Origin of the sequence: Mesorhizobium amorphae, assembly GCF_014843845.1 — a bacterium.
Taxonomy (GTDB): domain Bacteria; phylum Pseudomonadota; class Alphaproteobacteria; order Rhizobiales; family Rhizobiaceae; genus Mesorhizobium; species Mesorhizobium amorphae_A.
On the sequence record NZ_JHQS01000060.1, the window covers coordinates 104,454 to 127,378 of the forward strand.

At 64.1% G+C, this 22,925-nt stretch carries 25 protein-coding genes; 15 read left to right on the forward strand and 10 right to left on the reverse strand.

The genetic code is table 11. The features are described 5' to 3' along the window. Nucleotides 1-6: 6 nt before the first annotated feature. The 3 genes from DH08_RS25595 to ppa all read left to right on the forward strand — a co-directional run bounded on the left by DH08_RS25595 (nucleotide 7) and on the right by ppa (nucleotide 1,900). Nucleotides 7-645, forward strand: a complete 639-nt coding sequence (locus DH08_RS25595) for a TPM domain-containing protein (RefSeq protein ID WP_192181928.1) — start codon at nucleotides 7-9, stop codon at nucleotides 643-645. 115 nt (nucleotides 646-760) lie between these two features. Further along, nucleotides 761-1,267: a GNAT family N-acetyltransferase gene (locus DH08_RS25600; RefSeq protein WP_192181929.1), complete on the forward strand. Its 507-nt coding sequence runs from the start codon at nucleotides 761-763 to the stop codon at nucleotides 1,265-1,267. Nucleotides 1,268-1,366: 99 nt separating this feature from the next. Continuing rightward, entirely contained in the window at nucleotides 1,367-1,900 is a 534-nt protein-coding gene (gene ppa, locus DH08_RS25605; RefSeq protein WP_192181930.1) for an inorganic diphosphatase, read from the forward strand. A gap of 197 nt (nucleotides 1,901-2,097) precedes the next feature. On the opposite strand, the gene DH08_RS25610 is transcribed toward ppa, so the two are convergent. Together DH08_RS25610 and DH08_RS25615 are read right to left on the reverse strand one after the other, a co-directional pair. Further along, nucleotides 2,098-2,688 carry a hypothetical protein gene (locus tag DH08_RS25610; protein ID WP_192181931.1) on the reverse strand — a complete coding sequence of 197 codons (591 nt, stop codon included), beginning with the start codon at nucleotides 2,686-2,688 and terminating at the stop codon, nucleotides 2,098-2,100. 43 nt (nucleotides 2,689-2,731) lie between these two features. Continuing rightward, on the reverse strand, nucleotides 2,732-3,349 hold the full coding sequence (locus DH08_RS25615) for a TetR/AcrR family transcriptional regulator (protein ID WP_192181932.1): 618 nt from the start codon (nucleotides 3,347-3,349) through the stop codon (nucleotides 2,732-2,734). 78 nt (nucleotides 3,350-3,427) lie between these two features. Here DH08_RS25615 and DH08_RS25620 point away from each other — a divergent pair, with 78 nt between their 5' ends. Both DH08_RS25620 and DH08_RS25625 read left to right on the forward strand, forming a co-directional pair. Then, complete coding sequence (locus DH08_RS25620; protein ID WP_192181933.1) at nucleotides 3,428-4,711, forward strand: MFS transporter; 1,284 nt, start codon at nucleotides 3,428-3,430, stop codon at nucleotides 4,709-4,711. A 317-nt stretch (nucleotides 4,712-5,028) separates the two neighbouring features. Continuing rightward, entirely contained in the window at nucleotides 5,029-6,597 is a 1,569-nt protein-coding gene (locus DH08_RS25625; RefSeq protein ID WP_192181934.1) for an alkaline phosphatase D family protein, read from the forward strand. A gap of 24 nt (nucleotides 6,598-6,621) precedes the next feature. Here DH08_RS25625 and DH08_RS25630 read toward each other — a convergent pair whose 3' ends face one another. After that, nucleotides 6,622-6,900 (reverse strand): hypothetical protein, encoded by a 279-nt coding sequence (locus DH08_RS25630; RefSeq protein ID WP_192181935.1) that lies wholly within the window; start codon nucleotides 6,898-6,900, stop codon nucleotides 6,622-6,624. A gap of 196 nt (nucleotides 6,901-7,096) precedes the next feature. On the opposite strand from DH08_RS25630, the gene typA reads away from it, so the two are divergent. Further along, on the forward strand, nucleotides 7,097-8,926 hold the full coding sequence (gene typA / locus DH08_RS25635; RefSeq protein ID WP_192181936.1) for a translational GTPase TypA: 1,830 nt from the start codon (nucleotides 7,097-7,099) through the stop codon (nucleotides 8,924-8,926). A 67-nt stretch (nucleotides 8,927-8,993) separates the two neighbouring features. Here typA and DH08_RS25640 read toward each other — a convergent pair whose 3' ends face one another. Beyond that, nucleotides 8,994-9,920 carry an SMP-30/gluconolactonase/LRE family protein gene (locus tag DH08_RS25640; RefSeq protein WP_192181937.1) on the reverse strand — a complete coding sequence of 309 codons (927 nt, stop codon included), beginning with the start codon at nucleotides 9,918-9,920 and terminating at the stop codon, nucleotides 8,994-8,996. Between the two features lie 233 nt (nucleotides 9,921-10,153). Here DH08_RS25640 and DH08_RS25645 point away from each other — a divergent pair, with 233 nt between their 5' ends. Next, nucleotides 10,154-11,194 carry a LacI family DNA-binding transcriptional regulator gene (locus DH08_RS25645; protein ID WP_192181938.1) on the forward strand — a complete coding sequence of 347 codons (1,041 nt, stop codon included), beginning with the start codon at nucleotides 10,154-10,156 and terminating at the stop codon, nucleotides 11,192-11,194. A 15-nt stretch (nucleotides 11,195-11,209) separates the two neighbouring features. On the opposite strand, the gene DH08_RS25650 is transcribed toward DH08_RS25645, so the two are convergent. Next, nucleotides 11,210-12,244: an L-idonate 5-dehydrogenase gene (locus tag DH08_RS25650; RefSeq protein WP_192181939.1), complete on the reverse strand. Its 1,035-nt coding sequence runs from the start codon at nucleotides 12,242-12,244 to the stop codon at nucleotides 11,210-11,212. A 15-nt stretch (nucleotides 12,245-12,259) separates the two neighbouring features. After that, nucleotides 12,260-13,180, reverse strand: coding sequence for a 2-hydroxyacid dehydrogenase (locus tag DH08_RS25655; protein ID WP_192182084.1), 921 nt, complete (start codon nucleotides 13,178-13,180; stop codon nucleotides 12,260-12,262). A gap of 176 nt (nucleotides 13,181-13,356) precedes the next feature. Between DH08_RS25655 and DH08_RS25660 the strand changes: the two genes are divergently transcribed. The 7 genes from DH08_RS25660 to DH08_RS25690 all read left to right on the forward strand — a co-directional run bounded on the left by DH08_RS25660 (nucleotide 13,357) and on the right by DH08_RS25690 (nucleotide 19,789). Continuing rightward, on the forward strand, nucleotides 13,357-14,094 hold the full coding sequence (locus DH08_RS25660; protein ID WP_210328886.1) for an SDR family oxidoreductase: 738 nt from the start codon (nucleotides 13,357-13,359) through the stop codon (nucleotides 14,092-14,094). Then, complete coding sequence (locus DH08_RS25665; protein ID WP_192181941.1) at nucleotides 14,063-14,638, forward strand: gluconokinase; 576 nt, start codon at nucleotides 14,063-14,065, stop codon at nucleotides 14,636-14,638. Before DH08_RS25660 ends, DH08_RS25665 begins: the two co-directional genes overlap by 32 nt. A gap of 1 nt (nucleotide 14,639) precedes the next feature. Further along, complete coding sequence (locus tag DH08_RS25670) at nucleotides 14,640-15,527, forward strand: NAD(P)-dependent oxidoreductase (protein WP_192181942.1); 888 nt, start codon at nucleotides 14,640-14,642, stop codon at nucleotides 15,525-15,527. Nucleotides 15,528-15,607: 80 nt separating this feature from the next. After that, nucleotides 15,608-17,104, forward strand: a complete 1,497-nt coding sequence (locus DH08_RS25675) for a sugar ABC transporter ATP-binding protein (RefSeq protein WP_192181943.1) — start codon at nucleotides 15,608-15,610, stop codon at nucleotides 17,102-17,104. Between the two features lie 18 nt (nucleotides 17,105-17,122). Continuing rightward, complete coding sequence (locus DH08_RS25680; protein ID WP_192181944.1) at nucleotides 17,123-18,172, forward strand: ABC transporter permease; 1,050 nt, start codon at nucleotides 17,123-17,125, stop codon at nucleotides 18,170-18,172. Nucleotides 18,173-18,218: 46 nt separating this feature from the next. Continuing rightward, a complete protein-coding gene (locus tag DH08_RS25685) occupies nucleotides 18,219-19,334 on the forward strand; it encodes an ABC transporter substrate-binding protein (protein ID WP_192181945.1) in 1,116 nt (371 codons plus the stop codon). 119 nt (nucleotides 19,335-19,453) lie between these two features. Next, nucleotides 19,454-19,789 carry a hypothetical protein gene (locus tag DH08_RS25690; RefSeq protein ID WP_192181946.1) on the forward strand — a complete coding sequence of 112 codons (336 nt, stop codon included), beginning with the start codon at nucleotides 19,454-19,456 and terminating at the stop codon, nucleotides 19,787-19,789. Nucleotides 19,790-19,831: 42 nt separating this feature from the next. On the opposite strand, the gene DH08_RS25695 is transcribed toward DH08_RS25690, so the two are convergent. Beyond that, a complete protein-coding gene (locus DH08_RS25695) occupies nucleotides 19,832-20,455 on the reverse strand; it encodes a DUF1062 domain-containing protein (protein WP_192181947.1) in 624 nt (207 codons plus the stop codon). A gap of 392 nt (nucleotides 20,456-20,847) precedes the next feature. On the opposite strand from DH08_RS25695, the gene DH08_RS25700 reads away from it, so the two are divergent. Next, nucleotides 20,848-21,462: a LysE family translocator gene (locus tag DH08_RS25700; protein WP_192181948.1), complete on the forward strand. Its 615-nt coding sequence runs from the start codon at nucleotides 20,848-20,850 to the stop codon at nucleotides 21,460-21,462. 5 nt (nucleotides 21,463-21,467) lie between these two features. Here DH08_RS25700 and DH08_RS25705 read toward each other — a convergent pair whose 3' ends face one another. The 3 genes from DH08_RS25705 to DH08_RS25715 all read right to left on the reverse strand — a co-directional run bounded on the left by DH08_RS25705 (nucleotide 21,468) and on the right by DH08_RS25715 (nucleotide 22,921). Further along, nucleotides 21,468-21,791 (reverse strand): YciI family protein, encoded by a 324-nt coding sequence (locus DH08_RS25705; RefSeq protein ID WP_192181949.1) that lies wholly within the window; start codon nucleotides 21,789-21,791, stop codon nucleotides 21,468-21,470. A 167-nt stretch (nucleotides 21,792-21,958) separates the two neighbouring features. Then, nucleotides 21,959-22,354 (reverse strand): hypothetical protein, encoded by a 396-nt coding sequence (locus DH08_RS25710; protein WP_192181950.1) that lies wholly within the window; start codon nucleotides 22,352-22,354, stop codon nucleotides 21,959-21,961. A 3-nt stretch (nucleotides 22,355-22,357) separates the two neighbouring features. Then, nucleotides 22,358-22,921 (reverse strand): peroxidase-related enzyme, encoded by a 564-nt coding sequence (locus DH08_RS25715; RefSeq protein WP_192181951.1) that lies wholly within the window; start codon nucleotides 22,919-22,921, stop codon nucleotides 22,358-22,360. Between the last annotated feature and the right edge of the window lie 4 nt (nucleotides 22,922-22,925).

A 22,925-nucleotide genomic window follows, 5' to 3' on the forward strand; every position in this document is an offset into this window, starting at 1 on the left:
GACGAGATGGCAACACGACCGATCAGCCCGCTGGACCATGACCGCATCGCCGAGGCGATCCGCGCCGCCGAGACGAAGACCGACGGCGAGATCTATTGCGTCGTGGCGCAGGCCAGCGACGGCTATTTCTTTCCGGCCGCCTTCATGGCGACGCTGGCCATGCTGATCGTCAGTCTCGCCGTCGCCTATGGGCTGGAGGCCTGGTGGCTGTCGATCCGCCTGCCGCATTTCGTCTTCGACGAGCTGCTGGCGCTGGCCTCGGTGCTTGTCCTGCTGTGGGCGCTGCCCGGCTTGCGCATCCATCTCGTGCCGCGGCGACTGCGCTACCAGGCGGCACATGCCAACGCGATCAAGCAGTTCCTCGCCCGCAACGTCCACCGCACCACGGCGCGCACCGGCGTGCTTGTCTTCGTCTCGATCGCCGAGCGCTATGCCGAAGTGATCGCCGACAGCGGCATCAACGCCAAGGTCGGCCAGCATGTCTGGGATGGCGTGGTGGGCGACCTCACCCGGCATGCCGGCGACGACCGTCTCGCCGACGGCTTCGTCAAGGCGATCGAATCAGTCGGCGCGGTGCTGGCCGAGCATTTTCCGGTCACGGCCGGCGACGCCAACGAGTTGGACGACCACTTGGTCGAAATCTGACTCTTCAGTCAGCTCAACCGCGGTTTTTTCGTCTGCCGATCGCCTGTGCGAAAGCGCTGCAGCCTGCGACCGGACTCTTTGCAATCGGCCGATGCAGGTTTATGGTTAAGCAATTATGAACACGCTGACCATCGACATCAGGAAAGCCGAGCCGCGCGACGCTGGCGCCATCGCCGACGTGCACCAGGAGGCCTGGCGCGGCGCTTATTCCGGCATCATCCCGCACCGGACGCTGACATCGATGATCAACCGGCGCGGCCCCGACTGGTGGGCGAACGCCATCCGCCGCGCCGCCACGGTGCTGGTGGTCGAAATCGGCGGCAAGATCGCCGGCTATGCCACGATCGGCAAGAACCGCGCCCGCGAGCTCAGGCAGCAGGGCGAGATCTACGAGCTTTACCTGCGCCCGGAATACCAGGGCATCGGGCTCGGCAGCCGGCTGTTCAAGGCGGCACGCGCGCGTCTCGCCGACCACGGCCTGAAAGGCATGGTTGTTTGGGCGCTGGAGGACAACCAAAACGCTCTCTCCTTCTATGCCGGCGCCGGCGGCCGCGATGTCGCCGAGGGCGTCGAGATCTTCGAACAGAAGGCGCTGAAGAAGGTGGCTTTCGTCTGGGAATGACGGCCTGAAGGCCTGCCGCCAGGTCCTGAGCACCATTCGCCGCATTGCACCATGCCGCTTCGCCCGCTATCGATCTCGGAAATCGAGAGAGGGAAAACCATGCGTATCGAAGCGATAGCCACCGGAAAGAACCCGCCGGAAGACCTCAACGTCATCATCGAGGTGCCGATCGGCGGCGAGCCGATCAAGTACGAGATGGACAAGGAGGCCGGCACGCTGTTCGTCGACCGCTTCCTGCACACCTCGATGCGCTATCCCGGCAATTACGGCTTCGTGCCGCACACGCTGTCGGGCGACGGCGATCCGATCGACGTGCTGGTCTGCAACACGCGCGCGCTGGTGCCGGGCTGCGTCATCAATGTGCGGCCGATCGGCGTGCTGATCATGGAAGACAATGCCGGCCAGGACGAGAAGATCATTGCCGTGCCGTCGCCCAAACTGACGCTGCGCTACGAGAATGTCACCGAATACACGCAGCTGCCCGACATCACGCGCCAGCAGGTGCAGCACTTCTTCGAGCACTACAAGGATCTCGAACCCGGCAAATGGGTCAAGATCGAAGGCTGGCACGATTCGAAATATGCCAAGAAGATGATCGTCGACGCGATCGAGCGGGCGAAGGCGAGCAAGTAGTCGACGTTCGAGGTTGCGAGCAGGCGCTAAGCGCGGCGCTGCCCCTCATCCGCCTGACGATTGGCGAAATCCGTGACCGCAGCGTCTTTCTCCCCGTCACTATACGGGGAGAAATGCCCGGCAGGGCAATGAGGGGCGGCGCGGACCGACGATATGCGATCAACTTGCTCCGCAAGGCGTCTTAAGCGCAACTCGCTTTAATTATCCACCCGGCCGAAATCGGGCGTGTCGCCGATCACAACGCGCTTGTCCTTGCCGCAGGCAAAGCTCCTTGCCTTGTCGTCGGCCAGCTTGCGTGCCTGGTCGTTGGCTTGCGGGTTGCCGGTGGCCAGCACCAGCCCGACGGTGCAGCCGTCATGGGCCTCCGGCTGCGCGACCTTGGCGACGACGAGCACTTCGGCCGGCTTGTTCTCGTCCTCGGGATTGCTGATCGAACGACGGTGGATGACGGCGAAGGGGATGGCGATGTCGCCCTTGGTCTCGATGCGCCATTCGATCTTGGCACCGGCCGAGTTGAAGCCGGAAAAGCTCTCCCAGACCGCGGTCATGTCGTCGGACGGAAAGCCGTAGTAGAGCGACTCGCGGGCGTCGTCATAAGCGACCAGCACCGGATAGCCGCGATAGCCCGAGCAGGCGAGATTGGCCCAGTCGCCTTCGCCTTCCTCGGCTTTCGCATAGGTGACGCAATCCTTCTTCCAGTCGAGGTCGGTGTAGGCGCTGGATATGCCGTCGGCATGCGCCGCCTGGCAGAGACCAGCGAGAGCAAGCGGGATCAGAAGAAAGCGCATGCGGACAACTCCGTTTCGAGCTGCCGCAGCGTATCGTCAAACGCTATTTCTTCAAGCTCGCCTCGATCAGCAGGTCGGCGTTGCGCGCCACCGACGCCGCCGGTCCGCCTAACCCGAACAGCTGGCCGCTGATATAGGCGCCCTCGATCAGGAGCAGCAGTCCGTCGCCGAGCGTGTCGGCGTCGGCGGCGCCCATGGCCGTCGCCATGGCGCGCAGGCGGCGGCGCAGTTCCTGCTTGTTGGCCTCGCTCACCACGCGGGCCGGGTGGCCGTGCTCGGGATATTCGATCGCCGCATTGGTCATACCGCAGCCGCGATAGTCGGGTCTTTGCGTGCGCTTGCCGACGCGGGTGAGGAAAGCGTTGATCTGCGCGCGCGGGTCGCCGGGATGGGCGGCCACCGCCTCGTCGAAGCGCTCCCAGAACTCAAGGTCGTATTGTCGCAGGTAGGATGCGGCCAATTCGTCCTTGGACGGAAAGCTGCGGTAGAGGCTGGGCTTGGTCACGCCGGCGCGCTTGACGATCTCGTCGACGCCGATCGCCCTTATGCCTTGCCGGTAGAACAGGTCGCGGGCCACGTCGAGGATCTTCTCGCCGGCTCTCGGCAGGGCCGACGCGTGAGGGTCCTTGATGGACGGTTCAATTTTATTGTCCGATGGCATGCAAAAGACTCGCTTGACAATGTTACTGACCGGTACGTATGGATAGTACCACCCAATTGCAACGTACCGGTCAGTAACATGATAGCTCAATCCCATCCGTTTGGCCAGCGCTACGCTTTCGTCGTGGTCGGCGTCATCTTCCTCTGCCTGCTGATCGCGGCCGGGCTGCGCTCGGCGCCCTCGGTCATGATGCTGCCGCTGGAAGAGAGTTTTGGTTGGCGGCGCGATGTCGTTTCGCTGGCAGCGGCCATTGGCATCTTCCTCTACGGCCTGACCGGGCCGTTTGCCGCGGCTCTGATGGAGCGCATCGGCCTGCGCCGCACGCTGCTCGCCGCGCTGCTGATCATGTCGGGCTCGACGGCGCTCAGCCTGTTGATGACCAAGCCATGGCATCTGCTGCTCACCTGGGGCGTGTTTTCCGGCATCGGGTCGGGTGCGGTCGCCACCGTGCTCGGCGCCACCATCGTCAATCGCTGGTTCAAGACCAATCGCGGCCTGGTGATGGGGCTGATGTCGGCCTCCAGCGCCACCGGCCTGCTGGTGTTCCTGCCGCTGCTGGCTGCGCTCGCCCAGTCGGGCGGCTGGAAGCCGGTCGCCATCGCCATCGCGATCGCAACCGCCGCTCTGGTGCCGCTGGTCTGGCTGCTGGTGCCGGAGCGTCCGGCCTCGATCGGCATGGTGCGCTATGGTGCGGAGGCTGACGACGTGCCGCCGACATCGCCGGCATCGCAGGGCAATTTCCTCGCGCATACGCTGGGCACGCTGCGGCGTGCCGCCGGCACGCGCGTATTCTGGTATTTGTTCGCCACCTTCTTCGTCTGCGGCTTCACCACCAACGGACTGGTCGGCACGCATCTGATCGCCTTCTGCGGCGACATGGGCATCGGCGAGGTGCAAGCTGCCGGCCTGCTGTCGATGATGGGTATCTTCGACCTGATCGGCACGACGTTGTCGGGCTGGCTCACCGACCGCTTCGATCCGCGCAAGCTGCTCGGCGTCTACTATGCCATCCGCGGCCTGTCGCTGATCTACCTGCCCTATTCCGGCTTCTCCGCGACCAGCCTGATCATCTTCGCCGTGCTCTATGGTCTGGACTGGATCGCCACCGTGCCGCCGACGCTCAGGCTCGCCAACGAGGCGTTCGGCGACCGCAGCGGGCCGATCGTGTTCGGCTGGATCGTCGCCGGGCACCAGGTGGGTGCGGCAAGCGCCGCCTTCTTCGGCGGCACGATGCGCGAACTGCAAGGCAATTACGAACTCGCCTTCATGATCGCCGGCATGACCGCGATTGCCGCGGCCTGTCTCTCGCTGCTGATCAACACCAGCAGGCCGGCGTTCGATCCGGAGCCGCAGGCGGCGTAGGGCGCTGTCAGTGAAGCCGCCGATCTCCCCCCTTGTGGGGGAGATGCCCGGCAGGGCAGAGGGGGGCGCTGTCCCGCCGACTTGTCCCTTGGGTTCCAACTGAAATTAGCCTCTCAAGCAAAATCTCAGTAGGCCAACGCATGAAAGGTGAGCGATCCTTCGCGCCCCCCCTCTGGCCTGCCGGCCATCTCCCCCACAAGGGGGGAGATCAGCAGGCCGCCTGTTCACTGTTACGAAACCTTCATGGTTTGGAGATGTGGCTGAAACATTGAGGCTGGACCTTTGCGGCAGCGTTCGAAGCCATCCAGGAGACAGCCATGAACAGAATTTCCCGCCGCGCTTTCGTCACCTCCGCCAGCGCCCTTGGTCTGGTCGGTGCCTCGGGCCTTGCGATGCCCTATTATTCGCGCGCCAATCAGCGGCCGGGCTTCACCCATGGCGTCCAGTCAGGCGATGTCGACGCCACCAGCGGCATGGTGTGGACGCGCACGGATCGTCCGGCGCGTGTCATGTTCGAAGTCTCGACGACGGAAAGCTTTGCCAATGCGACGCGGCTTGCGCCGCTCGATACGTCGCCGGCCAGCGACTACACGGTGAAGCGGCTGCTCGCCGAGCTGGCTTCCGACCAGGACATTTTCTACCGCATGACGGCTGCCGATCTCGCCGACATCAACGCCGTTTCCGAGCCGATTACCGGCCGCTTCCGCACCGCACCTGCCTCCAAGCGCGATATCAAGTTCGCCTGGTCGGGCGACACCGCCGGCCAGGGCTGGGGCATCGACGAGACCGGCATGAAGACCTACGCCACGATCGGCAAGCACACGCCCGACTTCTTCCTGCACTCCGGCGACACCATCTATGCCGATGGCGCGATGAAGGACGAGGTCGACCTGCCCGGCGGTGGCAAGTGGAAGAACGTCGTGCTCATCGAGGGCAAGCGCAAGGTGGCCGAGACGCTCGACGAATACCGGGACCAGTGGAAGTACAACATGATGGACAAACACGTGCTGGGCCTCAGCGCCATCTGCCCGACCTTCTACCAGTGGGACGACCACGAGGTGCTGAACAACTGGTCGGATTCGAAGGATTTGAGCGCCGACAACCGCTATTCGGAAAAATCCATCCATGTGCTGGCGGCACGCGCGGCGCGCGCCTTCCATGAAATGACGACGATCCGCTACGAGCCGTCCGAGCCCGGCCGCGTCTACCGCAAGATAGCCTATGGGCCGCTGCTCGACGTGTTCTTCCTCGACATGCGCTCCTATCGCGGCCCGAATGGCCCGGACATGCAGGATACGATGACGCCGCAGTCACGCATGCTCGGCGAACAGCAGACCAAATGGCTGAAGCGCGAGTTGGCCAACTCCAACGCGACCTGGAAGATCATCGCTGCCGACATGCCGCTCGGCCTCGTCGTCTGGGACGACGGCACCAAAAAGGTGGGGGCCGAAGCGGTCAGCAACGGCGACGATGGTGCGCCAAAGGGTCGCGAGCTTGAGATCGCCGACCTGCTGCGCTACATCAAGAATGCCAGCATCAGCAACACGGTGTGGCTGACCGCCGACGTGCACTACACGGCGGCGCATTACTACAACCCGGACAAGGCTCAGTTTCAGGATTTCAATCCGTTCTGGGAATTCGTCTCCGGGCCGATCCACGCCGGCACGTTCGGCCCCAATGATTTCGACATGACCTTCGGGCCGGAGCTGAAATTCATCAAGGCGCCGACCGCCGAACAGGGCCAGAACCTGCCGCCGTCGGCCGGCCTGCAGTTCTTCGGCCTCGTCGACATCAACGGCGCCAGCGAACAGATGACAGTGCGGCTGATGGATCGTGACGACAACGAACTCTACAAGGTGACGCTCGATCCGGTGCGGTCGGCGTAAGGGGCCGGCCGGAGGCGGCGGTCGTCAATCCGGATAGCAGGCGACGGGAATCTTCGGCCACACGGCCGTGTCGCAGCCGGCGGTTTTCTGCTGCTGCTTGAAGGCGGCGCTGACCGGGCCAGTCACGATCGGATCGACGCCATCGGGGGCGTCGGCGTAGAGCTGCTCGGCCGTCTCGGTGTCCGGCGGCAAGGCAGGATTTCCCTTGAGGGTCGCGGCGGACTGCGCGCCACCTGCCGCAAGTACGACGGCGAGCGCCGCCCAAGCGAGAATCGGCCGGAATTTGCTGACTTGATCGGTCATGACGTTCGAACTGCCCGGGACCCGAAAGGTTCCGCCTTGGTTAACAGAATCATTTCACATGCGGATGTTTAAGATTTGATGAGTATTTGGTGACGAGCCTCCTCTTTCGCAAATGCGAAAAACCCTGTATGAGCCGCGCAACCGAAAGAGGCTGCGCCTTTGGGCCTGCTGCCTGTAACGCTCCCGAGACCGTAAAATGAAAATTCGTAATATCGCGATCATCGCGCACGTCGACCATGGAAAAACCACCCTCGTCGACCAGCTGCTGAAGCAGTCCGGCTCCTTCCGCGACAACCAGCGTGTCGCCGAACGCGCCATGGATTCCAACGACCTGGAAAAGGAACGCGGCATCACCATCCTGGCCAAGGCGACCTCGGTCGACTGGAAGGACACCCGCATCAACATCGTCGACACCCCCGGCCACGCCGACTTCGGCGGCGAGGTCGAGCGCATCCTGTCGATGGTGGATTCGGCCATCGTGCTGGTCGACGCCGCCGAAGGGCCAATGCCGCAGACCAAATTCGTCGTCGGCAAGGCGCTCAAGGTCGGGCTGAAGCCGATCGTCGTCATCAACAAGATCGACCGGCCGGATGCCCGCCATGTCGAGGTGGTCAACGAGGTGTTCGACCTGTTTGCCGCGCTCGACGCCACCGACGAGCAGCTCGATTTCCCGATCCTCTACGGTTCGGGCCGCGACGGCTGGGTTTCGGAAAACCCCGAGGGCCCGAAGGACCAGGGCCTGGCGCCGCTGTTCGACCTCGTCATCAAGCATGTCCCGGCGCCGACAGTGCATCCCGGCCCGTTCCGCATGATCGGCACCATCCTGGAAGCCAATCCCTTCCTCGGCCGCATCATCACCGGCCGTATCGAGAGCGGCACGTTGAAATCCAACCAGCCGGTCAAGGTGCTGCACCATGACGGCACGCTGGTCGAAACTGGCCGTATCTCCAAGATCCTCGCCTTCCGAGGCCTCGAGCGCCAACCGATCGAGGAAGCGCAGGCGGGTGACATCGTCGCCATTGCCGGCCTGTCGAAGGGCACTGTCGCCGACACGTTCTGCGACCCGGCGGTGACCGAGCCGCTGCATGCGCAGCCGATCGATCCGCCGACGGTGACGATGTCGTTCCTCGTCAACGATTCACCGCTGGCCGGCACCGAAGGCGACAAGGTGACCAGTCGCGTCATCCGCGACCGCCTGCTGCGCGAAGCCGAAGGCAATGTCGCGCTGAAGATCGAGGAATCGCCCGACAAGGATTCGTTCTTCGTTTCCGGGCGCGGCGAATTGCAGCTGGCCGTGCTGATCGAGACGATGCGCCGCGAAGGTTTTGAGATCGCCGTGTCGCGTCCGCGCGTCGTCATGCAGAACGGCGACAACGGCGAATTGCTGGAGCCGGTCGAGGAAGTCGTCATCGACGTCGATGAGGAGCATGCCGGCATCGTCGTGCAGAAGATGTCGGAGCGCAAAGCCGAGATGGTCGAACTGCGCCCGTCCGGCGGTAACCGCCAGCGCATCGTCTTCCACGCGCCGACACGCGGCCTGATCGGCTACCAGTCGGAACTGCTGACCGATACGCGCGGCACCGCGGTGATGAACCGGCTGTTCCACGCCTATCAGCCCTACAAGGGCGAATTGCCGGGCCGCACCAACGGTGTGCTGATCTCCAACGAACAGGGCGAGGCGGTGGCCTACGCCATGTGGAACCTGGAAGACCGCGGCCCGATGGTCATCGACCCGGGCGTCAAGGTCTATCAGGGCATGATCATCGGCATCCACAGCCGCGACAATGACCTCGAAGTGAACGTGCTGAAGGGCAAGAAGCTGACCAACATCCGCGCCGCCGGCAAGGACGAGGCGGTCAAGCTGACGCCGCCGATCCGCATGACGCTGGAGCGCGCGCTGGCCTGGATCCAGGACGACGAGCTGGTCGAGGTGACGCCGAAGACCATCCGGCTGCGCAAGCTCTATCTCGACCCGAACGAGCGCAAGCGTTTCGAGAAGTCGGCCAAGGTGGTCGGCGCGGCGTAAGTTTTTTCGTCGAAGCATTTTCAGGGAGGGAGCACGCGCGTGCTCCCTCCCTTTGTTTTGTCTGGCGTCACCCCAGCGTTGAACCGTTTGCGGTGACGTAGACCGCGTACAGCGACGTCGTCGCGGTGATGAAGAGCCGGTTCCGGCGGGGGCCGCCGAAGGTTAGGTTGGAGACGGCCTCCGGGATGTGGACCTTGCCGATCAGCGTGCCGTCCGGGTCGTGGCAATGGACGCCGTCGCCGGCGCTGCACCACAGCCGTCCCTTGGTGTCGACACGGAACCCATCGAACATCCCGTTCGTGCAGGTGGCGAAAACCTCGCCGTCGCTCAGCCTGCCGTCATCGCCGACCTTGAAGCGGCGGATGTGGCGCGGCCCGTCCGGCAGATGCGAGGCGCCGGTGTCGGCGACATAGAGAAGCGTTTCGTCGGGTGAAAAGGCGAGGCCGTTCGGCTTGGCGAAATCGTCGGCGACTCGCGCCACTTTGCCGCTTGCCAGATCGGCCCGGTAGACGTGACAGCCGCCGATCTCCTCTTCGCCATACTCGCCCTCGTAGTCGTGCATGATGCCGTAGGACGGATCGGTGAACCAGATTGCGCCGTCGCTCGATACCACGACATCGTTGGGCGAATTGAAGCGTTTGCCTTCGAAGCGGTCGGCGATCACCGTCACCGACCCGTCGAACTCGGTGCGCGTCACCCGTCGCATCAGGTGCTCGCAAGAGACGAGCCGCCCTTGCCGGTCGACCGTGTTGCCGTTCGAATTGTTGGCGGGCTGGCGAAACACCGAGACGGCGCCGGAGGTTTCGTCCCAGCGCATCATGCGGTTGTTGGGGATGTCGGACCAGACCAGATAGCGGCCCGGTGCAAACCATGCCGGCCCTTCGTGCCAGCGTCCACCCGTCCACAGCCGTTCGACCCGTGCATGGCCGACGAAGCAGCTGCCGAAGCGCGGATCCAGCACCTCGAATCCCGTACCTTCGATTTCTCCGAACATTCCGATTGCCTCTCTGCAGCGTTTCACTTTCCCGGCGCCGCGCGCTTTGCTAATCCGGATCGACCTTCGCGGCGTGGTTGTTGTCAGATCGATGTGATATCGATAACATACCTAACGCAATCCGATTTCCAAGGGGGATGCATGAACGACGCCGGACGCCCGATGCTGCTGCCGTCCAGTGGCGCGGCGTCCGTCTGGATCAGGGCGACACCGGCAGCTTGCGAGGAACACTGATGGGCAGGGCAGCATCGCCGAGACCAGGGGAGAACCAGGCGCCGACGATGGCCGACGTGGCCGAGCGGGCCGGTGTTTCCGCCATGACCGTCTCGCGGGCGCTGAAGGAAGGCAGCCGGGTCTCCCAGGCGACACGCGAAAAGATCATGGCCGCCGTCAACGAGCTCGGTTACGTGCTCGATCAGTCGGCCGGCAGCCTGTCGTCGCGTAAGACCGGGTTTGTCGCGGCGATCGTTCCCTCGATCAACAATTCGAACTTCGCCGACACGGCGCGCGGCATTACGGACGAGCTGGAAAGCACCGGCCTGCAGCTGCTGCTCGGTTACACCGACTACACCGTCGAGAAGGAAGAGAGACTGATCGAAGCGATGCTGCGGCGGCGGCCGGAAGGCATCATCCTGACCGGCGGCGCCCACACCGACCGCGCCCGCCGGCTGCTGGAGAGCGCCGGCATCCCGGTGGTCGAAACCTGGGAATTGCCGGCCAAGCCCATCGACCAGGTGGTTGGGTTCTCCAACGAAGAAGCGATGGGGCTGCTCGTCAAGACGCTGGCAAGGAAGGGCTACCGCAAGTTCGGCTATATTGGCGGCACGACGTCGCGCGATACGCGCGGCAGCCAGCGGCGCGAGGGTTTTGTCAGGGCCATCGAGGAGCTTGGCCTGCCGCCGGGCCGGCTGGTTTCCTTCGGCGTGCCGCCGATCTCCATCGAGCAGGGTGGCCAGGCCGTCGTCTCCATGCTCAAGCGCTGGCCCGACACCGAGGCGGTGCTGTGCGTATCGGATCTTTCGGCCTTCGGCGCGCTGATGGAATGCAAGCGCCGGGGCATGCGGGTGCCGCAAGACATCGCCATTGCCGGCTTCGGCGACTATGAGGTTGCCGCCTTCTGCCATCCCGGCATCACCACCGTGAATGTCGATTGCTATGGGATCGGCCGCGAGGCGGCGCGCCGGCTGATCCAGCTTATCCGCGGCGGCGAGAAGCAGCGCGGGCAGGAAATCGTCCTGACCAGTTATCGCATCGTCGAGCGTGAGAGCACCTGATTTTGCTATCATGCTCTAGCTAAATGCGATCTGGACCTTCATCGATTTGTTGCGGTCGCCGGCGATCTCGAACGCCGCGACTGCCTCGTCCATCGGATAGATGCCGGTCAGCAGCGGCTTGACGTCCACGCGACGGCGATTGATCAGGTCGACGGCAAGGGCGAATTCGTCGTGGAAGCGGAAGCTGCCGCGCATCTCGATTTCCTTGGCGACGATCTGGTTCTGCGGCAGCGACACATCGCCGCCAAGGCCGAGCTGCACGAGCACGCCGCGCGGCTTCAGCACATCGAGCCCCGCCCGTACCGCGCGCTCGTTGCCGGAGGCCTCGAACATCACGTCGAAACTGCCCTTGTCGGCATTGTAGGCGGCGAGCTTGTCGCCGTCGGTGGCGACATTGATGCTGCGATCAGCGCCGATCTCCTTAGCCTTCGCCAGCACGCCGTCCATGACATCGGTGGCGACGATCTCGCGCGCGCCATGGGCGCGTGCGGCGAGGATGCACAGCGCGCCGATCGGGCCGCAGCCGGTGACCAGGACCCGTTTGCCAAGCAGCGAACCGGCGCGGTTCACCGCGTGCAGCGTGACCGCGAAAGGCTCGGCGAAGGCGGCCTCGTTGATGGAAACATGGTCGGCGATTCTGTGGCATTGCCAAGCCTCGGCGACCAAACGCTGGCGGAACGCGCCCTGGATATGCGGCATCGGCATGGCGCTGCCGTAGAAGCGCATGTTGAGGCATTGGTTCTGCATGCCTTGCAGGCAGTAGCGGCAGGCGTTGCAGGGCCGGCTGGGCGAGATGGCGACGCGGTCGCCGACGGCGAGGCTCGAGACGCCGGCGCCAAGCGCCTTCACCGTGCCGGCGACCTCGTGGCCGAGGATCATCGGCTCGCGAAGGCGGACCACGCCGAAGCCGCCATGGTTGTAATAATGCAGGTCCGAGCCGCAGATGCCTCCGGCCTCGACGGCGATCTCGACCTGTCCGGCGTCAAGGATGCCCGGGTCGGTCTCTTCGATCCGCAGATCCTTGGCCGCGTGGATGACGATCGACTTCATGGCCGCGATCCTTTCTCAAACCACCGGCGTCAGCAAGGACTGTCCGCTGAAATGGGCGGCAAGGTTGTCGCGCACGAGCTGGCCCATGGCCTTGCGGGTCTCCACCGTGCCGCTGGCGTGGTGCGGTTGTAGCACGACATTGGCAAGCTGCAGGAAGCGCTCGTCGATGGTCGGCTCGTTCCAGAACACGTCGAGCCCGGCGCCCTTGATGGCGCCGGTTTCCAGGGCGGCGAGCAAGGCAGTCTCGTCGACCGTGCTGCCGCGCGAAATGTTGATCAGGATGCCGTCCGCTCCGAGTGCGGCCAGAACCGCCGCATCGATGATGTGCCTGGTGCTGTCGCCGCCGGCGAGCGTCACGATCAGGAACTCGCTCTGCCGCGCCAGCTCGACCAGATCGCCGACGAAGGCATAGGGCAGGTCGTCGCGCGCGTGCCGGTCGAAATAGGCGATAGTGCAATCGAACGCGGCCGCGCGCCTGGCCACCGCGGCGCCGACTCGGCCCATGCCGACAATGCCAAGCTTTTTTCCGCAGACGCGCGTGACCAGCGGCATGTTGCCCTTGCGCCAGCTGCCATTGCGCACATGGGCGTCGGCCTGCGGGATCTTGCGCGCCACGGCGAGCAGCAGCCCGATGCCGATATCGGCCACGTCCTCGGTCAGCACGTCGGGCGTGTTGGTGACGCGGATGCTGTTTTCCCTGGCATAGGCAAGGTCGATGGCATCGGTGCCGACGCCATAGCAGGAGACGATCTCCAGCTTCGGCAGCTTTGCCATCAGCGCGGCACTCGCGCCAAGCTCGCCGCGTGTCGCGATGGCACGGATTGCGCCGGCGTGGCTTGCGATCAGCGCGTCCTTGTCCTCGACCTGCCACAGCTTGTGGACGCGATATCTCGCTTCCAGGTCCGCCATGTCCCAATCCGGGTAGGGGCCGGTCATCAAGATCTCGGTCACGGCGTCGTCTCCTCCAGCAGCGGCAATTTTTCCATTGACTATGTTATCGATAACATTCATGTCAATAGGCACTGGCGGTGGCGCGGCGGAAATCGTATCCGCTTCAGGCGACATGTCCTCAGGAGGAGCAGGTGAGCGGTTCTTTGTTCGATTTGTCCGGCATGCGGGCTTTGATTACCGGCTCGGGGCAAGGCATCGGCCTGGCGCTGGCGGAAGGGCTGGCGCAGCACGGCGCCGAGATCGTGCTCAACGGGCGCGGCGCCGAAAAGGTCGCGGCCGCCGCCGAGACGCTGACGGCCAAGGGGCACAGGGCGCTTGGCGTGGTCTTCGACGTGACCGATCATGCGGCGGTCGCCAAAGGTGTCGAGGAAATCGAAACCACCATCGGCGCGATCGACATCCTCATCAACAATGCCGGCATGCAGTTCCGCACCCCGCTCGAAGATTTTCCCGCCGACAAATGGGATGAATTGCTGCGCACCAACATTTCGAGCGTCTTCTTCGTCGGCCAGGCGGTGGCGCGGTACATGATCCCGCGCAAGCACGGCAAGATCATCAACATAGCTTCGGTGCAAAGCGAACTGGCGCGAACGAACATCGCGCCTTACACGGCGACGAAGGGCGCCGTGCGCAACCTGACGCGCGGCATGTGCGCGGACTGGGCCAAGCACGGGCTGCAGGTCAATGCCATCGCACCGGGCTATTTCAAGACGCCGCTCAACCAGGCGCTGGTCGACAATCCCGAGTTCTCGGCCTGGCTGACCAACCGCACGCCGGCCGGGCGCTGGGGCGATGTCGGCGAACTGGTCGGCGCGGCGGTGTTCCTGGCCGGCCCGGCCTCATCCTTTGTCAACGGACACACGCTCTATGTCGATGGCGGCATCACAACCTGCCTTTGAGGCTTCGCTCATCGTCGTGATGGGTGTCAGCGGCTGCGGCAAGACCAGCGTCGGCATCGACATCGCCGCACGGCTTGGCTTCGCCTTCGTCGAAGGCGACACGCTGCACCCGCGCGGCAATGTCGAGAAGATGTCGCTGGGCATACCGCTGACCGACGACGACCGCTGGCCCTGGCTCGATCTGGTGGGCGCCGCCTTGCGCCAAGCGCATGAGGAGAGAAGCGGGCTCGTCGTGAGCTGCTCGGCGCTGAAGAAAACCTATCGGGATCGGCTTCGCCATGCGGCGGGCGGGCCGGTGTTCTTCGTGTTCCTCGCGGGATCGCGCAGTGTCCTGCGGTCCAGGATGGCCGATCGTCGCGGGCACTTCTTTCCGCCGGCCTTGCTCGACAGTCAGCTGGCGGCGCTGGAAAATCCGGCCGGCGAGGAACTGGTCGTCACTGTCGACATCGATGCTCCGGTCGACAGGATCGTCGATCGGGCGCTGAACGGGCTTGGCGCCCTCGGCGCCGCATCCGCTGCCAGAACCAGGAAAGAGGCTCATTGAGATGAGTGAAGCACCAGCAAAGGTCGCCCTTGTCGGCGCCGGCATCATGGGATCGGCAATCGCCACCCGGCTGATCGAGACCAAGCAGGCAGTCACGGTGTTCGACCTCGACAAGGCCAAGGTTGCTGCGCTGACCGCGAAAGGCGCTGCCGCCGCCGCGTCGGTCGCCGAAGCAGTACGGGCGAACGATTTCGTCATCCTCAGCCTCAACCATGCCGACATCGTGCGTTCGGTGGTGTTCGGCGACGGCGGTGTCGCGATTGCTGCTTCGCCTGAAAAACTCTTGATCGACATGTCGTCGATCGATCCCGCCGACACCGCAGAAATGGCTGGCAAGCTCGCGGCCGAGACCGGCATGAAATGGGTCGACTGCCCGCTTTCTGGTGGCGTTCCGGGCGCGCTCGGCGGCCGCTTGACGGTCATGGCAGGCGGCGAAACGGCAGACTTCGAGCGCGCCCGCACGGTGATGCAGCACCTTTGCGCCAACTACACGCTGATGGGGCCAAGCGGCGCCGGGCAGACGACGAAGCTGATCAATCAGCTTTTTTGCGCGGTTCAGTTCCAGGCTGTTGCCGAGGCGGTGAAGCTCGCCGAAGCCGGCGGCGTCGATCCCAAGGCGATCCCCGCGGCCCTCAAGGGCGGGCGTGCCGATTCCAGCATCATGCAGGAGTTTATGGCCAAATTCGCCGCCCGCGATTTCTCGCCGACCGGCCGCATCGACAACATGCTGAAGGACCTGGATTCTTTGCAGTCCTTTGCGCTGAAGACCAAGACGCCGTTGCCGATGACAGGCCAGTTGGTCGAGATCCATCGCCTGCTTTGCGCGGCTGGCCTGGGGCCAAAGGATTCGGCCGAAATGATGCGCCTGCTCGACGGCAAGATCGGCTGATTGGGAGCCTCTGATTTTGTTGCTTGACGCTCAGAAATGTTATCGATAACATCATTTGGCGATCTTGGGAGGAACGCGTTTTGGCCGAAGAGAAACTGATCGAGTTCAAGTCGATTACCAAGGAGTTCGGCGGCACCCGCGCGCTCTCCGACGTGACGCTCGATCTGTGCAAAGGCGAGATCCTTGCCTTGCTCGGCGAGAACGGCGCCGGCAAGTCGACGCTGATCAAGACACTCGCCGGCATTTACCGGCCGGATGGCGGCAGCATCCTGTTTCGCGGCGAGCCCTATCATCACCGCCCGCCGCAGCCCAACCAGCGCCAGCCTGTCGCCTTCATTCACCAGGATCTCGGCCTGATCGAATGGATGACCGTCGGCGAGAATGTCGGCCTCGCCCAGGGATTTTCACTGCGCTCCGGCCTCATCGACTGGCGCTCCACAGAAGAGCGGGCCCGCGAGGCGCTGAAGCTCGTCGGCTGCGATTTTGATCCGACGACGCGGGTCCAGGATCTGACCCGCACCGAGAAATCGCTGGTCGCCATCGCTCGGGCTTTGGCGACAGAGGCCGATGTGCTGGTGCTCGACGAACCGACCGCCAGCCTGCCCGCCGACGAGGTCGACCGGCTGTTCGACGCCATCCGTCCGCTCAAGCAGCGTGGCGTCGGCATGATCTATGTCTCGCATCGGCTCGACGAGATTTTCCGCATCGCCGACCGTGTCGCCGTGCTGCGCGACGGCCGGCTGGTCGGTCAAAAGAAGGTCGCTGACACCAGACCGGACGAACTGGTCGAGATGATCGTCGGCCGCCCGGTCAGCCAGGTCTTCACCAAGGCAGAGACGCAGGCCGGCGAGACGGTGTGTGCTGTCCGCGACCTCGTCTGCGCCGGGGCCGGGTCGGTGTCGTTCGACGTGCGCAAGGGCGAGTTGCTCGGCCTCGTTGGCCTGCGCGGCGCCGGGCAGGAACTGGTCGGCCGGGCGCTGTTCGGCTGCCAGGGCTTTTCCGGTTCGGTGACGATCAACGGCGTCGTGCCCGATTTGTCGAGCCCTATCGCCGCCATGGGCTCCGGCGTCGGCCTGATCGCTCGTGACCGGACCGAGGAATCGATCGCCGCCTCGCTGTCGATCCGCGAGAACAGCTTTCTCAATCCCGGCGCCGGCAAGCGCGGCCTGTTCTCGTTCCTGGCGCCCTACAAGGAGGCCGCGCTGGCGCGCGAGATCGGCGGATCGGTCGGGCTGCGTCCCAATGATCCGAGCCTGCCGATCGAGGCACTGTCGGGCGGCAACCAGCAGAAGGTGGTGGTGGGACGCTGGCTGCATACCGGCCGCAAGCTGCTGATCGCCGAAGACCCGACCGCCGGCGTCGATGTCGGCGCCAAGGCCGAGATCTACCGGCTGATCGGCCGCGCCCTTGAAGCCGGCCTCGCCGTCGTCGTGGTGTCGACCGACTTCGAGGAGATCGCCCATATCTGCCATCGCGCTTTGGTGTTTTCGCGCGGCCGGATCGTGCGTGAACTCACCGGACCCGAACTGACCACGTCCGCGGTGATCACCGCGGCATCGGCTTCCGAAGCCGCCTGACTGTCCCGGAGGATCTCCATGCCATCGATCGAATCCAGCGCACTCGAGCCGACCCGCGGTGAAATCGCCAGCCTGCCGGTAAGGCGGAAGATCACCCGTCTGCTGCCGGTCTATGGCCTGGTGATCCTGACCGTGTTGCTGATCCTGCTGTTCTCCATCCTGCTGCCGAATACATTTCCGACGCTGCTCAATTTGCGCTCGATCATCTCCGACAAGGCGATCATCGCGCTGCTCTCGCTGGCGGCCATGATCCCGATGGCCTCCGGGCGTATCGACCTGACCGTCGGCTACGGCATCGTGCTGTGGCACATCCTGGCAATCAGCCTGCAGACCATGTTCGGCATTCCCTGGCCGCTGGCGGTGCTGATCGTGCTTTTGCTCGGCGCCGCGACCGGCTTCCTCAACGGCCTGCTGGTCGAGGTCGCCCGTATCGACTCCTTCATCGCCACGCTGGGCACCGGCACCGTGCTCTATGCGCTGGCGCTTTGGCACACGGGTGGCCGGCAGGTCGTCGGCGTGCTGCCGGAAGGTTTTTATGCGCTCAACGGCACGATGGTGTTCGGGCTGCCGATCACCGGCCTCTATGTGCTGGCAATCGCCATCGCGCTGTGGGTTATCCTCGAATATCTGCCGGTCGGCCGCTACGTCTACGCCATCGGCGCCAATCCGAAGGCGGCGGCGCTGAACGGCATTCCGGTGCGCCGCTTCGTCATCGGGGCCTTCGTCTCGTCCGGCTTCCTGACGGCGCTGACAGGCGTGCTGCTGGCGTCCAAGTTGCGCATCGGCCAGGCCAGCGTCGGGCTGGAATATCTTCTGCCGGCACTGGTCGGCGCCTTTCTCGGCTCAACCACCATCAAACCAGGGCGCGTCAACGTCTGGGGCACGATGACCGGCGTCATCATCCTGGCCGTCGGCATCTCCGGCATCCAGCAATTCGGCGGCTCATTCTTCGTCGAGCCGCTGTTCAACGGCGTGACGCTGCTGGTTGCCATCGGCATCGCCGGCTACGCCCAGCGCAAGCGCGGCGCGGCCAGAATTGTCCGCAAACCAGATCCGTCCGGAGGCTGATTACCGGACGGTCAGTCTGTTTCAAAAACCCAAGGGAGGAACCAACATGCAGCGCAGAACATTCCTGAAATCGTCCGTCGCCCTGATGGCGGTGGCCATCGCCGCACCGGCCCTGTTCGCCGGCCAGGCACGGGCAGACGCGATGGCCGACGCCATGGCGGTCGTGCAGAAATACGCCCAGAAGGTCACCGCCTGGGACGGTCCGACCACCGGTCCGAAGGCGCAGGAAGGCAAGACCATCGTCGTGCTCGCCGGCGATCTCAAGAATGGCGGCATTCTTGGCGTCACCACCGGTGTCGAAGAAGCGGCCAAGGCGATCGGCTGGGAGGTTAAGGTCATCGACGGTGCCGGCTCGATCGGCGGCCGCACGGCGGCCTTCGGCCAGGCGATGGCGCTGAAGCCGAGCGGCATCGTCATCAACGGCTTCGACGCGGTCGAACAGGCGCCGGCGCTGGAACAGGCGAAGGCCGCCGGCATTCCGCTGGTTTCCTGGCATGCCGGGCCAGTGATCGGACCCGACGACAAGAACGGCGTGTTCGCCAATGTCTCGACCGACGCGATGCAGGTTTCCACGGCCGCCGCCGACTGGGCCTATGCCGATGCCAAGGGCAAGCCGGGAGTCATCATCTTCACCGATTCCACCTATGCCATCGCCATCGCCAAGGCCGACAAGATGAAGGCAGAGATCGAGCGGCTGGGCGGCAAGGTGCTCGAATATGTCGACACGCCGATCGCCGAGACGTCGCAGCGCATGCCACAGCTCACCACCTCGCTGCTGCAGAAATACGGCGATGCCTGGACGCATTCGCTGGCGATCAACGACCTCTATTTCGACTTCATGGGACCCTCGCTCGCCGCGGCGGGCAAAGCCGGCACCGACGCGCCGATCAATGTCGCCGCCGGCGACGGTTCGGAATCGGCCTATCAGCGCATCCGCGCCGGCCAGTTCCAGAAGGTCACGGTCGCCGAACCGCTCAACCTGCAGGGCTGGCAACTGGTCGACGAGCTGAACCGCGCGATCGCCGGGGAAAAATGGTCCGGCTATCTGTCGCCGCTGCATGTCGTGACGGCCGACAATGTCGAATTCGACGGCGGGCCGAAGAACGCCTTCGACCCCGACAACGGCTATCGCGACCAGTACAAGAAGATCTGGGGCAAGTAGGCATCCACCGGCGCGGGCGCATGACAGGCGCCCGCGTCCCTACCCAAATCCAACCGGTCCGACAGGCCGTACGGTTGTTCGCCGTACGGCCGCGGAATTCTGTCGTGCAAGGAGAGACCATGATCGTCCGCTATGCCCTGTTCGAGGGCGAGATTCATCCCGGCAGCGAGGCCGAGTTTCGTCGCTTCGTGAAGGAGAGGCTGGTGCCGCTGTGGACGCAGTTTCCCGGCGCGCAGGAAATCCGCGTCCTCGATGGCACGGCCCGCGACGAAGGCGCGCCAGTCTACGCAATGGTCCTCGCGATCCGCTATCCCGACATGGCCACGTGCGAACGGGCGCTTCAATCCTCGGTTCGGTTCGAGAGTCGCGAAGTGACCGGCGAGCTGTTGAAGATGTTCACCGGCCGCGTTCACCACCATGTCTTCGACATGAACGAATACGCGCCGGCGGGATGACCCTGCCGGGCGATCCGGCCGCGTACTCCCGTGCTTGCCGGCTCATCGGCCTGCGGCCGTCATGATGGCTTGCCGGTCGGGTTCGCTGGACAGATCGATACGGACCACCGTTCCGGTTCGGACCGGCTTGCGCAGAGCCTTTGCGCCGTCCGAGTCGACGGTCAGCAAGCGCCGCTCCTCCAGGGCCTGAAGGCGCGACCTGGAGATGTCGAGCTCGCCGGCGAGCAGGCGGTCAAGTCGCAACGACGTCATCGTTTCGAGGGTGAGCCGAAGTTCGAGCGCGGTTGCGGCTTTCGGTCCATCGCCGAGCCTCTGCTTGTGAACGGCGACATCTGGAAATTCCTCGATGCGCCCGACCTGGCCTCGCAGGGCCACGACATCGAAAGCGTGTTGGCGGGCGAGTGCCGCGTCGTTGCTCTCCAGCGCCTGCAGCAGGGCCGGTTCGATGTCGCGGCGATTGCAGCGCTCCAGAATGCCGAAATTCCAGGAATTGTCGCAATCGATGCAGCGGTAGACAAGCCAGGCGTCGATGCGCTTGCCGTTGGCGTTGACGCGGAATTTGCCGCTGCATTGATACGGCTTGGTGCCGCAGCGGTTGCAGTTGATGAAAGGTCGAGGCGCGATTTTGGGCGTGATCGCCCAGCGGATACGCAAGTAAGAAGACATGCCGATAAGCCCTTCCCGTCGGGAAGTTCGTCAGACCGGCGATGTCGAGAGCCCATGCGGGCACGGCGTGGCGAGAGGCTGCGGCGATTGGAAAACAGGCGTCACGGGCGGCTTGCGCGCGACAGCGGTTCAGCAGTGCCAAACCGGTCTCGAACCGCCACCCTGAGGAACACATGAAATGAAAACAGGCATCGCGGATGCGGTGCCACGCACTGTGTCGGGGGAGTTGACGAGACCGGCGGTTACGTAGGCAAAGTGAAACTCGAAAATCGTGTCGGGGCGGCATTTCTAGCCTTTGGGCGGGTGGTCCAGCAAGTCTCTCCTTGCGGCGCTACCGTCGCCGGGCCAGTTGAGCTAGTTATGGGCCGAACGTTTCAAACAGAGATCCCGCCATGCAGCTCACGTCGCTCCTGATATTTGCCGCCGCTCTATTCGTCGCTGCCGGCTCACCCGGACCGTCGATCGCCGCCCTTGTGGCGCGGGTGATCGCCAAGGGGTTTCGCGATGTGTTCCCGTTTCTGCTCGCCATGTGGATCGGCGAAGGCATCTGGCTGTCGCTGGCGGTGTTCGGGCTGGCGGTGGTGGCGCAGACCTTCCATTTCGCTTTCGTCATCGTGAAATGGATCGGCGTCGCCTATCTCGTCTATCTGGCCTGGAAGATGTGGACCGCACCGGTCGAGGCGAAGGAAGGCGAGATGCCGCGCGAGGATTCACCGGCAAAGCTCTTCCTCGCCGGCATGGCGGTGACATTAGGCAATCCCAAGATCATGATGTTCTATCTGGCGCTGTTGCCGACCATCATCGACCTCGCCTCGGTCAGCGTCGTCGGTTGGGTCGAGCTGACAGCGACCATGGCCGTGGTCCTGGTCGCCATCGATCTTGCCTGGGTGCTGGCCGCCGCGCAGGCCCGCAAGCTGCTCAAGAGCAAGCGCGCGATGAAGATCGCCAACCGCATCAGCGCCGGCACCATGGCCGGCGCCGCTGCTGCAATCGCCGCGCGCTCCTGAACACGTCACGTCATTTCGATGATCGGCGCGATCTCGACGCTGAAGGCCGGATCCATCAGGATCGGGCAATCCTTGGCCTTGGCGACGGCATCGTCGATGTCCTTCGCTTCGACGATCGTGTAACCGGCGGTCGGATTGCTGCCGCCATTGTTCTCGACCTTGCCGCCGGGCAGCACCATCTTCGACATGCCGACCGGATTGCCGCCGTCGACCACGGCCGAGCCGAGCTTGCCGTACCAGCCGGTCCAGGCGTCCATTGCGGCTTTCCGCTCGGCCTCGTCGGTCGGCATCTTGCCCGAGCCATGGTAGACATAGAGAAACTTCGCCATGTTCTCCTCCCTTGATCAGCGGCATCGAACCGGCATGCGGTCATGCCGCCCGCCGATCATCGGACCAAACAGGCGAACACGCAACGGGAATGCTTAATCGCAATATGCAAAATGGTGAGCAGCTAGACTTTGTCCAACAGGTTCATGCTATCCGACGTGCCTACCTTTCAGCCGGCGAAACATCCCAAGACGCCGCAAGCTGTGCATCGTACACCGACGTAAAGCCAGCGAACGCCGCCACGTGCCGGATAAATGGAGAAGCCGACGCCAATATTTGTGGCTTCGGAATCGCATTCGATGCACACCCGGCGCTCCGGCTTGGATTCGTCCCAAAACTCCTCACTGTCACAGATAAGATGTTCTAACCCGCAGGCCGTGCATGTCCGTCGCGCCACGCCTTCATCATCGTCGGCATCGAGAAGAAACGAGGTGGAACCGCATTTACATCGCGCGAGCCTGAAGTCGTGGACCTCATAGCCTTCGGTTGCGTAGGCGCTCAGGTATTCTGCGATATCGTTCGGTTCGCTGCCAATCCACCACTCGCCAGAAGTGTCTATCGCCATCGGTCACCGCGCCATGGCGTGGTAGTCGTCGTTGGGCCGCATGTCGATTGCCGCCGCCACCCGGTTCGACATGTTGAAGAAGGCGGCGGTCGAAGCGATGTCCCAGATGTCGCGGTCGGAGAAACCGGCCTTTCGCAACGCTGCCCGGTCGGCCTCGACGATCTTTGCCGGCTCTTCGGTCAGCTTGACCGCGAATTCGAGCATGGCGCGCTGCCGGTCCGACAGGTCGGCGGCGCGGAAGTTCATCACCATCATTTCGCCAAGCGTCGGGTCGCCGGAAAGCTGGCGCACGGCCGCGCCGTGCGCGGTCAGGCAGTAGTAGCAATGGTTGATCGAGGAGACGACGACCGCGATCATTTCGCGCTCCAGCTTCGACAGGCCGGAGTCGCCCAGCATCAGATCGTTGTACGTATCGGTGAAGGCGCGCAGCTTCTTCTCGTCGAAGGCATAGGACAGCAGCACATTGGGAACGAGGCCGAGCTTCTCCTCGCATTTGGCGAAGTAGGCTTTTGTCGTCTCGCTCAGCTCCGCCTGCGCAAGGTCGAGCGCCATAATCTTGCCGGTCATCGGC